The 12,493-nt window shown below is 74.5% G+C and carries 11 protein-coding genes and 1 tRNA gene; 3 read left to right on the top strand and 9 right to left on the bottom strand.

Going from position 1 to position 12,493, the window contains the following annotated elements:
• The first annotated feature begins 33 nt into the window (after nt 1-33).
• Nucleotides 34-1,146: an ADP-ribosylglycohydrolase family protein gene (locus tag ACIO9K_RS16115; protein WP_363617973.1), complete on the top strand. Its 1,113-nt coding sequence runs from the start codon at nt 34-36 to the stop codon at nt 1,144-1,146.
• 66 nt (nt 1,147-1,212) lie between these two features.
• Here the strand turns inward: ACIO9K_RS16115 and ACIO9K_RS16110 are convergent, their stop codons facing one another.
• The 4 genes from ACIO9K_RS16110 to ACIO9K_RS16095 all read right to left on the bottom strand — a co-directional run bounded on the left by ACIO9K_RS16110 (nt 1,213) and on the right by ACIO9K_RS16095 (nt 5,689).
• Nucleotides 1,213-2,379, bottom strand: coding sequence for a serpin family protein (locus tag ACIO9K_RS16110; RefSeq protein WP_400330278.1), 1,167 nt, complete (start codon nt 2,377-2,379; stop codon nt 1,213-1,215).
• Nucleotides 2,380-2,604: 225 nt separating this feature from the next.
• The gene (locus tag ACIO9K_RS16105; RefSeq protein WP_363617969.1) at nt 2,605-3,603 is read right to left on the bottom strand and encodes an ADP-ribosylglycohydrolase family protein; all 999 of its coding nucleotides are present in this window, start codon (nt 3,601-3,603) and stop codon (nt 2,605-2,607) included.
• A 49-nt stretch (nt 3,604-3,652) separates the two neighbouring features.
• On the bottom strand, nt 3,653-4,867 hold the full coding sequence (locus ACIO9K_RS16100; protein ID WP_371518410.1) for a cytochrome P450: 1,215 nt from the start codon (nt 4,865-4,867) through the stop codon (nt 3,653-3,655).
• Nucleotides 4,868-4,948: 81 nt separating this feature from the next.
• On the bottom strand, nt 4,949-5,689 hold the full coding sequence (locus ACIO9K_RS16095; protein WP_363617965.1) for a Sir2 family NAD-dependent protein deacetylase: 741 nt from the start codon (nt 5,687-5,689) through the stop codon (nt 4,949-4,951).
• 112 nt (nt 5,690-5,801) lie between these two features.
• Between ACIO9K_RS16095 and ACIO9K_RS16090 the strand changes: the two genes are divergently transcribed.
• Both ACIO9K_RS16090 and ACIO9K_RS16085 read left to right on the top strand, forming a co-directional pair.
• Nucleotides 5,802-6,866 (top strand): MoxR family ATPase, encoded by a 1,065-nt coding sequence (locus ACIO9K_RS16090; protein WP_363369345.1) that lies wholly within the window; start codon nt 5,802-5,804, stop codon nt 6,864-6,866.
• A complete protein-coding gene (locus ACIO9K_RS16085) occupies nt 6,863-8,662 on the top strand; it encodes a hypothetical protein (protein WP_400330273.1) in 1,800 nt (599 codons plus the stop codon). Before ACIO9K_RS16090 ends, ACIO9K_RS16085 begins: the two co-directional genes overlap by 4 nt.
• 96 nt (nt 8,663-8,758) lie before the next feature.
• Here ACIO9K_RS16085 and ACIO9K_RS16080 read toward each other — a convergent pair whose 3' ends face one another.
• From ACIO9K_RS16080 to ACIO9K_RS16060, 5 genes are all read right to left on the bottom strand, one after another.
• Nucleotides 8,759-9,370: a hypothetical protein gene (locus tag ACIO9K_RS16080; protein WP_363617961.1), complete on the bottom strand. Its 612-nt coding sequence runs from the start codon at nt 9,368-9,370 to the stop codon at nt 8,759-8,761.
• A gap of 190 nt (nt 9,371-9,560) precedes the next feature.
• Entirely contained in the window at nt 9,561-10,241 is a 681-nt protein-coding gene (locus ACIO9K_RS16075; protein ID WP_363580070.1) for a response regulator transcription factor, read from the bottom strand.
• Nucleotides 10,238-11,425 (bottom strand): sensor histidine kinase, encoded by a 1,188-nt coding sequence (locus tag ACIO9K_RS16070; RefSeq protein WP_400330268.1) that lies wholly within the window; start codon nt 11,423-11,425, stop codon nt 10,238-10,240. Before ACIO9K_RS16070 ends, ACIO9K_RS16075 begins: the two co-directional genes overlap by 4 nt.
• 82 nt (nt 11,426-11,507) lie before the next feature.
• Nucleotides 11,508-12,182: a hypothetical protein gene (locus ACIO9K_RS16065; protein ID WP_363617957.1), complete on the bottom strand. Its 675-nt coding sequence runs from the start codon at nt 12,180-12,182 to the stop codon at nt 11,508-11,510.
• A gap of 179 nt (nt 12,183-12,361) precedes the next feature.
• Nucleotides 12,362-12,435, bottom strand: a tRNA-Met gene (locus tag ACIO9K_RS16060).
• Between the last annotated feature and the right edge of the window lie 58 nt (nt 12,436-12,493).

The raw sequence follows: 12,493 nt of genomic DNA, 5'->3' as shown, positions 1-12,493 counted from the left end.
AACGGATCCCGCCATGAACCAAGGGGGATCGACGTGACGGAGTCGGCGGCCGAATCGGGATACCGCGACCGGGTGCGCGGGGCGCTGCTCGGCGGGGCCGTCGGCGACGCGCTGGGCTGGCCGGTGGAGTTCCAGCAGCTCCACCAGATCCAGCAGCGGTACGGGCCGGACGGCGTGACCGGGCTTCCGGCCGGCGCCGGGCCGGTCGAAGTCACCGACGACACCCAGATGACCCTGTTCACCGCCGAGGGCCTGATCCGCGCGTTCGTCCGCGGCTGGACGGGCGGCGGCGGCTCGGTGCCGGAGGCCGTCCACGCCGCGTACCGGCGCTGGCTGCTGACCCAGCGCCAGGGCTCGCCGGACACCGCGCCGCAGCCCCGCCCGTACGACGGCTGGCTGCTGACCAGGCCCTTCCTGTACGCGTCGCGGGCGCCCGGCAACGCCTGCATGAGCGGGGTGTCCGAGCACCCGGAGTTCGAGTCGCCGTCCGTGATCGGGCAGCCGGGGCCGATCAACCCGGGCTCCAAGGGCTGCGGCACGGTGATGCGCTCGGCGCCGTTCGGGCTGGCCCGGCTCGGCGTCGAGCTGTCCTTCGGGCTGGCCGTGCAGTGCGCCCAGATCACCCACGGGCACCCGACCGGCTACCTCTCGGCGGGCGCCTTCGCGGCGCTGGTCGAGCGGCTCGCCAACGGGACCGAGCCGTGGGCGGCGGTCGGCGAGACCGTGGAGCAGATCCGCGAGCTGCCGGGGTCCAAGGAGACGGTGCAGGCGCTGGCCCGGGCCGTCCGGGTGGCCCAGGAGTCGCAGCCGACGGCGGAGTCCGTGGAGCGGGTCGGGCTCGGCTGGATCGCCGAGGAGTGCCTGGCCATCGCGGTGTACTCGCTGCTGGCGACCACCCTCGAACCCGACCCGGTGCGCAGCGCGCTGCTGCTGTCGGTGAACCACTCCGGGGACAGCGACTCCACCGGCGCGGTCTGCGGCAACCTGGTCGGCGCCGCGTACGGCGCCTCGGCGCTGCCCGCCGAGTGGGCGGGGGCGGTCGAGGGCCGGGCCGAACTGCTGCGGGTCGCGGACGACCTGCTGGTGCTGTTCGGCAGCCGCGACCCGGCCCACCCGGCGCTCGGCGGGCGCTACCCGGCCTGGTGACGCCCGGTCCTCCTCCGGCTGCTTCGCCCACTTCGCCCACTTCGCCCGCTTCGCCCGCGGGTCGGCTCAGGACGCCTGCGGGTCGGTGACCTGGCCGAGGAACAGCGGCCGCCCGTCAGCGGTGTCGCGGATCAGGAACAGGAACGGCCGGTCGATGTGCAGTTGGACGGACTCCGGCGCGGCCGGCGCCGCCATCGCCGCCACCCCGGCGCCGCTGCCGGCCGCCGCGACCGTACCGTCCTCGTTCACCTCGACGGTGGCCTTCTGCACCACCGCGCCCAGGCCGAGCGGCTCCTTGGCGGTGATGCCGGTGAAGTCGGGCGCGTCGAAGGCCGCCTTGACGCCGAGTGAGCGCAGGGCGGGGACGAGGTCGTTGGCCGTGTCGAAGTGGAACCGCGGCAGGGTCAGGTCGACGGACCGCTCGTCGAGCCCGCCGAGGATCCGGTCGAGCTGGGCCTGGTCCAGGCCCTTGCTGAAGGCCGTGTACCCGCCCTGCGCGGGGACGATCAGGTCCATCGCCAACCCGCCTCCCGCATAAGGGAGTTCGACGGCCTGCCAGGGTTCGCCGACGATGCCGCCGGAGCCCTCGGCGTACCGGAGGGCGCCGGTGCGGCTCATCGTGCTCACCGACGGGGTGGAGCCGTCCAGCCGGTGGAAGGGGCGCTCGGAGGTGTTCGCGGGCTTGAACCCGGAGGCCCACGCCGCCTTCAGGTAGAGCGCGTCGGTGAGTGCCAGCCGGGTGTCGGCGGTGATCTGCCGCGGGCCGAAGAGCTCCTTGATCCGCCCCTCGGTGGCCTTCTCCACCGCCGCGTTGATGCTCCTGCGGGCACCGGCCGGGTCCTTGGCGAAGTCGACGGGGCGCACGCCGGTGTCGAAGGCGGCGGCGAGCGTGTCCAGGTACTCCGGGGCGACGGCCAGGCCCTGCTGCGTCCACAGGTCGTCGGACCGGCGCAGGACGACCTGGTCGCCGCCGGCCCGGCTCCCGCCGTCCGGCGCGCCGACGGCGAGGGCGTACTGTCGCGGGTCGAGCCCGGTGTGCAGGGCCTTGGCCAGCTCCTCGGCGGTGGCACCGCGCGCCCCCGGCAGCAGCATCCCGAGCACGCTCGCCAGCCCGGCCGGCGAGACCACGACGTTGCGCCCCGCCCCGTCCGGCGTCGCGGTCAGCGCGTGCAGCAGGTCCAGCCCGAAGGCGCTGGTCCCGGCCGCCACCGCCGCCACCTGCCCCGGATCCACCGCCGCCCGGCTCCCCGACGTCGAGGCCCGCACCACCACGGGCCCCCCGCCCGCCGCACTCCCGCACCCGGCCAGCGCCGGGCCGACGGCCAACCCGACGGCGAGAAGCAGCCCCACCCGACGGCGGGAACGGCCATGCCCTGCGGTGCTGCGCTTCGTCATGGCCCTTCGACGCACCACCCCCGAACCCGGTTCCGCCCGGGCCCAGAGCGCAGGTCGTGGAGCTCAGTCCCAGAGCGCCCCGAGCTCGAGCAGCTCGTCCCGGTACTCGATCCGCTCCACCCACTCCTGCGGCCAGACCGACTCCCCGTGACGGGCCCCGGCGAAGGCGCCGGTCAGACAGGCCAGGGAGTCCGAGTCGCCGCTGGAGTAGGCGGCCCGGCGGACGGCGGCCACCGGGTCGTCCGGCAGCAGCAGAAAGCAGAGCAGGCCGGTGGCGAAGGCCTCCTCGGCGACCCAGCCCTCACCGGTGGCCAGACACGGGTCCGCTTCGACGTCGGGCGCGGCGAGCGCGGCGTCCAGCCGGTCGAGCACGGCCAGGCAGTCGTCCCAGCCGCGGGCGATGACGTCCTGCGGCGAGTGGCCGTGCCAGCGCGCGGCGAGGTCGCCGAGCCAGAACTCGTCGTACCGCTCGCGGCTCGCCAGCGCGTACGCCCGCAGCACCGCGGGCAGGCCGGCCGGCGGAACGTCCTCGGCGAGCTTGCGGATGGCGTACGCGGTGAGGTCACTGGCGGCGAGTGCGGTCGGGTGCCCGTGGGTGAGCGCGGACTGCAACTGCGCGGCGCCCGCGAACTGGCGGGCGTCGAGTTCGCGGATCAGCCCGACCGGAGCGACCCGCATGTTGGCGCCGCAGCCCTTGGAACCGACGTCGCTCGCCTGCTGCCAGCGGTACGCGGGGCGGCTCAGCCGCTCACAGGCGCGCAGGCAGGTCATGCCGGGAGCACGGTTGTTCTGCGGGGAGCGCCACCAGTCGACGAACTCCTCGCGAACGGGCCGCTCCAGCCGTAGCGGGGTCAGCGGCCCGCGCTCCAGGGCAATGCGCAGACCACGGCCGAGGGCGAGGGTCATCTGGGTGTCGTCGGTGACCAGCGCCCTTTGGGGCAGCGGAAGTTGCCGCCAGTCCGGGTGGTCGTCGGCAATCATCTCTACCGTCTTGAACTCGGTCACCCGGCCGATCGCATCCCCGATCGCCAGCCCCAGCAGTGACCCCGTCGCCTTGCCCACAGCTCTCCCCCGTTCCTCGAACCGACCCCGACCTGTCCCAGACCTCGATCTAGACCTCGACCACCAGTTCCCTGAGGCCCCGGATCACGTAGCCCGGGTTCCACTCGGGTTCGCGGGCCAGGCGCAGGCCGGGGGCGCGGCGCAGGAGGGCGCCGTAGGACTCGGCGAGTTCCAGTCTGGCGAGCGGGGCGCCGAGGCAGAAGTGGATGCCGGCGCCGAAGGTGATGTGGGGGTTGTCGGTGCGGCCGAGGTCGAGGCGGTCGGGGTCGGTGAAGCGCTCGGGATCGCGGTTGGCGGAGCCGAAGAGGAGGGCGACCTCGGAGCCGCGCGGGATGGTGACGCCGCGCAGCTCGATGTCCTCCAGGACCCACCGTTCGAACAGCTGCAGCGGGGTGTCCCAGCGCATCAGCTCCTCGATGGCGGTGGGCAGGAGCGCGTCGGTCGCGCCGCGCAGCCGGGCGAGTTCGCCGGGGTTGCGGAACAGCGCCCACCAGCCGTTGCCGGTGGTGTTGACGGTCGCCTCGTGGCCGGCGTTGAGCAGCAGCACGCAGGTGGAGATCATCTCCTGCTCGCTGAGCGCGTCGGAGCCCTCCTGGGCCTGGATCAGCGCGCTGATCAGGTCGGTGCCGGGGGCGGTGCGGCGTTCGCGGATGAGGGCGCGCAGGTAGTCGGAGAACTCGGTGCTCGCGGTGACGGCCTTGCGGGCGGCCTCCTCGCTCGGGTTGAGCTCGTACATGCCGGTGATGTCGGCGGACCAGGGCCGCAGCAGGTGCCGGTCGCCCTCCGGCACGCCGAGCATCTCGGCGATCACGGCGACCGGCAGCGGCTCGGCGACGGCGGCGATCAGGTCGCCGCCGCCGGCCGCGAGCAGGCCGTCGACGAGTTCCCCGGCGAGCCGCTGGACGGTCGGCCGCAGGCCCTCGACCATGCGCGGGGTGAAGGCCTTGGAGACCAGCCGGCGGATCCGGGTGTGGTCGGGGGCCTCCAGGTCGAGCAGCCCGAAGTCGTTGAGGGTGTGGAAGGGCTCGTGCGCCGGGTCGGGTTCGGGCCGCCCGAACTCCTGGTGGCTGAAGCGGTGGGTGTAGGTGCGCCCGAGCCGCCGGTCGCGCAGGAGCGCGCTGACGTCCTCGTGCCGCGAGACGAGCCACTGCCCGGTCGGCTCGAAGTACGTCACCGGCGCGTGCTCACGCAACTCGGCGTACGCGTCGTACGGGTGGGCCACGAACGCCGCCGACCAGGGGTCGAACTTCGCCGTCGTCGTCATCGCTCGATCACTCCAGGCCATGAGGGGGGAGCCGGAAGGATCATCGTACGCATGCGGTTCACCCGTTTTTAAGCCCCTTCTTCAGAGCCCCTCCCCCACCAGCCTGCGCACCAGGGCCGGCAGCGCCTGGGAGATCGGCTCGCGGATCACCTCGTCGGCGGCCTCGTCGTACGGCGTCGGCTCGGCGTTCAGGATGATCAGCTTCGACCCGGTCCGCACCGCGTTGTACGGCAGCGCCGCCACCGGGAACACCTGAAGGCTGGTACCGACCGCGATGAACACGTCGCAGGCGCGGGCGATCGAGTCGGCCTGCCCGAGCACCTCCTGGTCCAGGTTCTCGCCGAACATCACCGTGCGCGGCTTCAGGATCCCCCCGCACGCCCGGCAGGCCGGGTCCGGCTCGCCCGCCTCGACCCGCCGCAGCGCCTCCGCCATCGGCCCCGTCGCCGCGCAGCCCAGACACTGCACCTCCAGTGCGGTGCCGTGCAGTTCGAGCACCTTGCGCGGGGCCAGCCCGGCCCGCTGGTGCAGCCCGTCCACGTTCTGGGTGAGCACCCGCAGCGGCAGCCCCGAGCGCTCCAGATCGACCAGCGCCCGGTGCCCGGCGTTCGGCTCGGCCCCCAGCACGCCCGTCTCCAGCCTCAGCCGCCACGCCCGCCGCCGCACCTCGGGATCGGCACGGTACGGGCCGATGGTGACCAGGTCCTGGGCCGACGGGTCCCGCTGCCAGAGCCCCTGCGGGCCGCGGTAGTCGGGGATGCCCGAGTCGGTCGAGATGCCCGCGCCGGTGAGGACGGCGATCAGGGGGCGTTTCGCGTTCATGCCCCGGACGGTACGGGCGGCCCGGTTCGGGGCGCCAGCGAAAATCCGGGTGCGCCGCGCCAACTACCGCCGCACACTGGGCCGGTCACCCCACCACTTGCCAAGGAGCCCCGTGCAGGGAGCAGTCAGCGTCTCGCCCGTCCAGATTCCCGAGTTGCTGCTCGGGCTGGCCACCGTCCGGCCGGTGTTCCTCTGGGGCGCGCCCGGGATCGGGAAGTCCTCGCTGGTACGGGAGTTCGCCGAGTCGCTCGGCCTGGAGTGCGTGAGCCTGGTCGGCACCCAGCTCGCCCCGGAGGACCTGATCGGTGTCCCTCAGCTGACCCCGGAGGGCCGTTCCCGGTTCTGCCCGCCCGAGCAGATCGCCCGCGACGAGCCGTACTGCCTGTTCCTGGACGAGCTCAACGCGGCGACCCCGGACGTCCAGAAGGCGTTCTACTCGCTGATCCTGGACCGCCGGATCGGCTCGTACGAACTGCCGCCCGGCTCGATCGTGATCGGCGCCGGGAACCGCGCCACCGACGGTGCGCTCGCCCGGCCGATGGCGTCCGCGCTGGTCAACCGCATGGTCCACGTGCACCTGCGGGCCAGCGCCGCGGACTGGCTGCGCTGGGCGGCCGGCGCCGGCATCCACCCCTGGGTCATCGACTACGTCACCGACCGGCCCGACCACCTGTGGTCCGCCCCGCCGAAGACCGAGGAGCCGTTCTCCACCCCGCGCGCCTGGCACATGCTCTCCGACGCGCTGCACTCCTTCGGCCCCACCCTGGACGAGGAGACCCTCAAGGTGCTCGCGTACGGGCTGCTCACCCCGCAGCACGCGATCGCCTTCTGCGGCTACGCCAAGATCGTCCGCAACGCGTACGGCCTGGAGGCGATCCTCAAGGGCGACGCCCGCTGGCCGCACCGGCTGGAGGACCGCGACCTGCTCTACTACCTGGCCGACGCCTTCCGCGGCCGCCTGGTCAAGGAGCTGCCGGCCAGCAAGGAGCACGCCTCGGGGGCGCAGCGGCAGACCGCCTTCCGGGCCAAGTCGCTGCTGGTGCAGCTGGCCGAGATCTCGGTGGAGGTCGCCCAGACGGTGATCGCCGACGGCGCGGACGGCAATCCGGTGCTGCCCTCCTGGTTCCTGATCGAGGCGGCCCGGGACATGCCCCGGCTGGTCGAGGCCCGCCGGTGAGTCCTTCCGTCCAGAAGGGTGCGAAGAAGCCGGACCCGGGCGCGGAGGTCTTCGCCGAGGGAGTCCGGCTGCTGCGCCAGAATCCGGCCTTCGACGCCGTGCCCGCCGATTTCTGCCGCCGGGACGACTGCGGGCTGGCCCCGCCCGGCGGCTGGGCGGTGGTCGACTCCGACGGCACCGTGCACGTCAACCCGCGCCGCCGGGCCGAGCCGGAGGAGTGGGCCTGGGTGCTGGCGCACTGCCTGCTGCACCTGGGCTTCGGCCACGTCCCGGCCGCCCGGGGTGTCCGGGTCCAGCCCGACGTCTACGAGGAGGCGGCCCGCTGCGCGGTGGTGAACCGTTTCCTCGCGACCTTCCCGGTCGGCCGCCCCCCGGTCGCCCTCCCGCAGGAGTACCCGGGCGGCGACGAGGAGGAGCTGGCCGCCCGCTGGCGCCGCGACGGCCTGCCGCCCGCCGTCACCGCCGGGACGGCCGGCACCGCCGACCACGACCAGCTGCTGGTCGAGTGGCAGAACTACGGCCACACCCCGAAGGACTGGTCGACGGCCTTCGCCGCCGCCCTCACCCGCACCATGTCCGCCGCGATGGACCGGGCCGGCGGCCGTTTCGACCAGGAGACCGGCGAGCGCCTGCCCGTACGGCCGTGGACCAGGGCGCTCGGCTGGTTCGTCTCCTCCTACCCGCTGCTCGGCGGCATCGCGGCCGGCCTCACCGTCGTCGCCGACGCCGAACTGGCCCGCGCCCACGGCATCACCATCGCCGCCGTCAACGCCGAGGCCGGCGAGGTCTACATCAACCCGCTGCGCCAGCAGACCGACGAGGAGTGGCGGTTCATCCTCGGCCACGAGATGCTGCACGCCGCCCTGCGGCACGGCGAGCGCCGCGGCGGCCGGGACCCGTTCCTCTTCAACGTCGCCGCCGACTACGTCATCAACGGCTGGCTGCTGGAGATGGGCGTCGGCGACATGCCGGAAGGCCTGCTGCACGACCCGCAGCTGAAGGGGCTGTCGGCCGAGGAGGTGTACGACCGGATCGTCCGCGACGAGCGCCGGATCCGCCGGCTCGCCACCCTGGCCGGCAAGAACCGCCCGGACATCCTCGGCGCACCGCTGGACCGCGGCCCGCGCGACTACGTGGACCTCGACGACTTCTACCGCCGCGGCCTCCAGCAGGGCTTCGAGCTGCACCAGCGCGAACGCGGGCTGCTGCCCGCCGGGCTGGTCGAGGAGATCCGCGCCCTCGCCCACCCGCCGCTGCCCTGGGACGCCCGGCTGGCCCGCTGGTTCGACGAGTTCGTGCCCCGCCCGGAGCCGGTCCGCAGCTACTCCCGGCCGGCCCGCCGGCAGTCCGCCACCCCGGACATCCCCCGGGCCGGCCGCTACCACCCGCCCGAGGAGGTGCCGCGCTGCACCTTCGGCGTCGTCCTGGACACCTCCGGCTCGATGAACCGGGTACTGCTCGGCAAGGCGCTCGGCGCGATCGCCTCGTACGCGGCCGCCCGGGACGTGCCCGCGGCCCGGGTGGTGCACTGCGACGCCGCCCCGCACGACGCCGGGTACGTCCCGGTCGGCGAGATCGCCGGCCGGGTCCGGGTGCGCGGGCGCGGCGGCACCGAGCTGCAGCCGGGCGTCGACCTGCTGGAGCGGGCCGAGGACTTCCCGCGCGGGGCGCCCCTGCTGGTCATCACCGACGGCGCGTGCGACGTGCTGCGGGTGCGCCGCGAGCACGCCTTCCTCGTCCCCCGGGGCGCCGGGCTGCCGTTCACCCCGCGCGGACCGGTGTTCCGGATGAGCTGACGGGCGCCCGCCCCTCCCCTGCGGGAGCGGCCGCCCGTCCGTACCGCCCGGTCGGACCAACACCGGTCAGGCCGGCGCCGGTCAGACCAGTGCCGGTCAGACCAGTGCCGGGCGGGGAGCGGCGGAGCGGCGGGCCAGCGGGGCCAGCGCCGCCAGGTAGCAGACCGCGGCCACCGGGATCAGCGCCAGGTCGACCCCCGAGGCGGCGGTGCCGGCCAGCATCAGCACCGGGCTCCACCAGGGCAGCGTCCGGGCCGCGCCCACCGCGGCGGCGACCAGCAGGGCCAGCAGGCCGACGTAGAACAGCAGCGGGCCGATCCGGTAGACGGCCGGCAGCACCCCGGGGACGCCCTGGACGCGGTCGAACAGCCGCGACTGCCCGGCCTTGTCCGCCGCCGCCAGGCCGACGTACAGATCGATCCCGATCTGCACCAGCGAGGCCGCCAGGCCTGCGAACGCCGTCCCGAGCGCGGCACCGGCCGCGAGCCGCCCGGCCGTGGTCCCGCGCGGGGCGAGCAGCCCGCGCAGGGCGAGCAGGACCGGGGCGAACAGCAGCAGCCCGGCGAACATCGCGGTGTGGCCGACCGTCCAGCCGAGGCCGGGCTCCCGGGAGCCCGGGACCAGCCGGATCCCCCCGTAGAGGGCCATCAGGGCGGGGGCGCCGACGACGGCGTAGGCGGTGCGGCGGTTCTGCTGCGGGGTGTTCATCCGACGGTCTCCTGTGGTGATCCGCGGCCCCGGCAGGTAGCTGGTGGCCCGTGGTCCGTTCCGACACCACAGATGCTGTCCGCCGCACCCCTCGTCGCGGATCGCCCGCACCGGCGAACCCGCCGCCTCCCCCGCATGGGGGAGCCCCGCCCAGGGGCCCCGCGCGCCCGGCGTGATCCGGAGGAGCGCCCTACGCCTCCCCCGCCACCACCGCGCCGGCCTCGTACGCGAACACCACCGCGTGCACCCGGTCCCGCAGCCCCAGCTTGCTCAGCACATTGCTGACGTGCGTCTTCACCGTGTGCTCGCTGACCACCAGCTCGGCCGCGATCTCCGCGTTGGAGAGCCCGCGCGCCAGCAGCCGCAGGGTCTCCTGCTCGCGCAGGGTGAGCTGCTCCAGCAGCTTGGACGGCGGCCGGACCGCCCGCTCGGGCGAGCCCGGGCGGCGGGCGGCGAACTCGCCGATCAGCCGCCTGGTCACCGAGGGCGCGAGCAGCGCCTCCCCGGAGGCCACCATCCGCACCCCGTGCGCCAGGTCGTCCCGCCGGACGTCCTTGAGCAGGAAGCCGCTGGCGCCCGCGTACAGCGCGTCGAAGACGTAGTCGTCGGCGTCGAAGGTGGTCAGCATGATCACCTTGGTGGACGGGAACTCGGCGCAGACCCGGCGGGCCGCCTCCAGCCCGTCCATGACCGGCATCCGGACGTCCAGCAGCAGGACGTCCGGGCCGTGGGCGCGGACCGCCTCGACCGCCTCGGCGCCGTCGCGCGCCTCGGCCACCACCTCGATGTCGGGCTGCGCGTCCAGGATCATCCCGAACCCTGCCCGCACCAGCTCCTGGTCGTCCGCGACGACCACCCGAATCGGATTCATCCGCCCGCCTTCTCCACCACGCCCGCCACCCCCAACGGCAGCCGGGCACTCACCAGGAAGCCCTTGCCCTCCGGTCCGGGCCCGGCCTCGGCCCGCCCGCCGCAGGCCGCCGCCCGCTCCCGGATGCCGACCAGCCCGCGGCCGCCGGACCAGCCGTTCACCGCGCCGCCGACGGTCACCGGCAGCCCGCGCCCGTTGTCGGACACCACGACCTCCAGGGTGTCCCCGGACCGCCGCACCCGGACCGCCACCCGGTCGGCGCCGGAGTGCTTGACCGTGTTGGTCAGCGCCTCCTGCACGATCCGGTACGCCGCCGCCTGGAGGTCGGCGGGCACCGCGCCCAGCCCGTCGGCCAGTTCGAGCTCCACCGCCGGTCCGGCCCGGCGCACCCGCTCTGCCACGTCGGCGAGTTCGGCCAACCGGGGCTGCGGGGCCAGCTCAGGGCCGGCCCCCTCCTCCTTCAGCACTCCGAGGACGCGACGCAGTTGGACCATCGCGTCGCGGCCCGCGTCCGCGATGGTGTCGAAGGCGCGGATCGCCCGGTCCGGGTTGGCGTGCACCACCAGCGGCCCGGCCTCGGCCTGGATGATCATCAGCGAGACGGCGTGCGCCAGGATGTCGTGCATCTCCCGGGCGATCCGGGCCCGCTCCTCCACCACCGCGCGGCCCGCCTCACTCGCCGCCCGTTCCCCCGCCTCGCGGGCCCGCTCGGCCTCCAGCCGGGCCAGCCGCCGCTGGGCGCGCACCAGCGAGCCGAAGACGAACGAGCCGACCGAGGTGAGCAGGCTGAACAGCATGCCGTTGGGCGAGTGGGTGCCGATCACGTTGGCGACCACCACCACCGCCAGCACCGTCCAGCGCTGCCGGTCCGGGGAGCGCTCCGCCACCGTGTAGATGCCGATCACCCCGGCCAGCGGCACCTGCGGACTCGCCGAGTGCGCCACCACGGACAGCGTCATGAGGGCCACGCTGCCCGCCGCCAGCGCGGCCAGCGGCGCCCGGCGCCGCCAGGGCAGCGACAGCGCGGTGGACACCGCCACCAGGTAGACCCACCACGGCCAGGCCGTGTCGTCGTTGCCGACCGCCCAGACCGAGATCCCGGCCGATGCCACGGCCAGCAGCGAGTCCAGCACGTACGGACTCAGCCCGGCCGACCAGCTCTGCCAGCGCGCCGCTCGCACCACCGCCGCCCCTCCCCCGGGTCCGGGGGCACCGCCCCCGCGGAGAAGATCATGCCCTACCGGCAGGACCTCCGGAACGGCCCGGTCAGACACCGTCGACCGACACTCCGCCGGCGCCCGTGCGCGCCGTGATGCTGCGCGCCGCCCCCGGCTGCGAGGGGATCCCGAGTTCCACTCCGCCGGCCCCGGCGTGCGCGTCCACCGCGTACGCCTCCCCGGCCGGCACCCTGACCCGCACCCCGCCGGTCTCCGCCTTCGCCTCCACCTTCACGGGTGCCGCCGCGAAGTCGGCCCGCACCCCGCCGGTCCGGGTGCTCAACCGGACGGTCTGCGAGGTCAGCCGGGTGGCCTCGACCCCGCCGGTGTCCACCGAGGCCTCCACCTCGGCGGCCAGCCCGACCAGCCGTACCCCGCCGGTCTCCTGGGTCACCCGCACCTTCGTCCCGGCCGGCACCTGCACGGTGTACCCGACGCCGCAGCCCCGGCAGTCGTACGTCAGCCGCAGCACGCCGTCCTTCACCTCGTGCGTGGTCCGCGGCGCCTCGCCCCGGTAGTTCTGCTCCTCGGTCACGTGCACCGCGTCGCCGCCGCCGGTCACCACGATCCCGCCGGTGTGCGCCTCGACCACCAGCTCCCCGACCGGCTCCGACACCCCGTAGTCCACGGTCCGGTGCTCCTGGTCGTCCCCGAAGGGCAGGCAGGCGGACATCCCGACCAGCACCGCCCCCGTGATCGCCACCGCGCCCAGTACCCGCTTCATGCCCGGCCCCCTTCGAAAGCCCCGCCGTCCCGACACGCGAAGCCTCCCCCGGCCGTCCCCTCCCCCGCCTCCCCCACCAGAGCGGTTCCGGCCCCTCCCCCGCACGAGGGAGGGGCCGCTCCCGGGAACGACGAAGGGCCCGGAGGCTTGATGCCTCCGGGCCCTTCGTTGCTACTGAGTAGCGGGGACAGGATTTGAACCTGCGACCTCTGGGTTATGAGCCCAGCGAGCTACCGAGCTGCTCCACCCCGCGTCGGTAAACACGACTCTACGCGACTTCTGCCGGGGAACCTAATCCGTGCCCCGCAGGG

The organism is Kitasatospora sp. NPDC087271 (assembly GCF_044744605.1).
Lineage (GTDB): Bacteria > Actinomycetota > Actinomycetes > Streptomycetales > Streptomycetaceae > Kitasatospora.
The sequence above is the reverse complement of the archived record's forward strand: the minus strand, read 5'-3'. Positions and strand labels throughout refer to the sequence as shown.

What these genes read in the sequence shown, in the direction of transcription:
- ACIO9K_RS16065 (WP_363617957.1), bottom strand. Translation starts at nt 12,182, where the DNA reads ATGAAGCGGGTACTGGGCGCGGTGGCGATCACGGGGGCGGTGCTGGTC.
- ACIO9K_RS16095 (WP_363617965.1), bottom strand. Translation starts at nt 5,689, where the DNA reads ATGAACGCGAAACGCCCCCTGATCGCCGTCCTCACCGGCGCGGGCATC.
- ACIO9K_RS16080 (WP_363617961.1), bottom strand. Translation starts at nt 9,370, where the DNA reads ATGAACACCCCGCAGCAGAACCGCCGCACCGCCTACGCCGTCGTCGGC.
- ACIO9K_RS16100 (WP_371518410.1), bottom strand. Translation starts at nt 4,867, where the DNA reads ATGACGACGACGGCGAAGTTCGACCCCTGGTCGGCGGCGTTCGTGGCC.
- ACIO9K_RS16075 (WP_363580070.1), bottom strand. Translation starts at nt 10,241, where the DNA reads ATGAATCCGATTCGGGTGGTCGTCGCGGACGACCAGGAGCTGGTGCGG.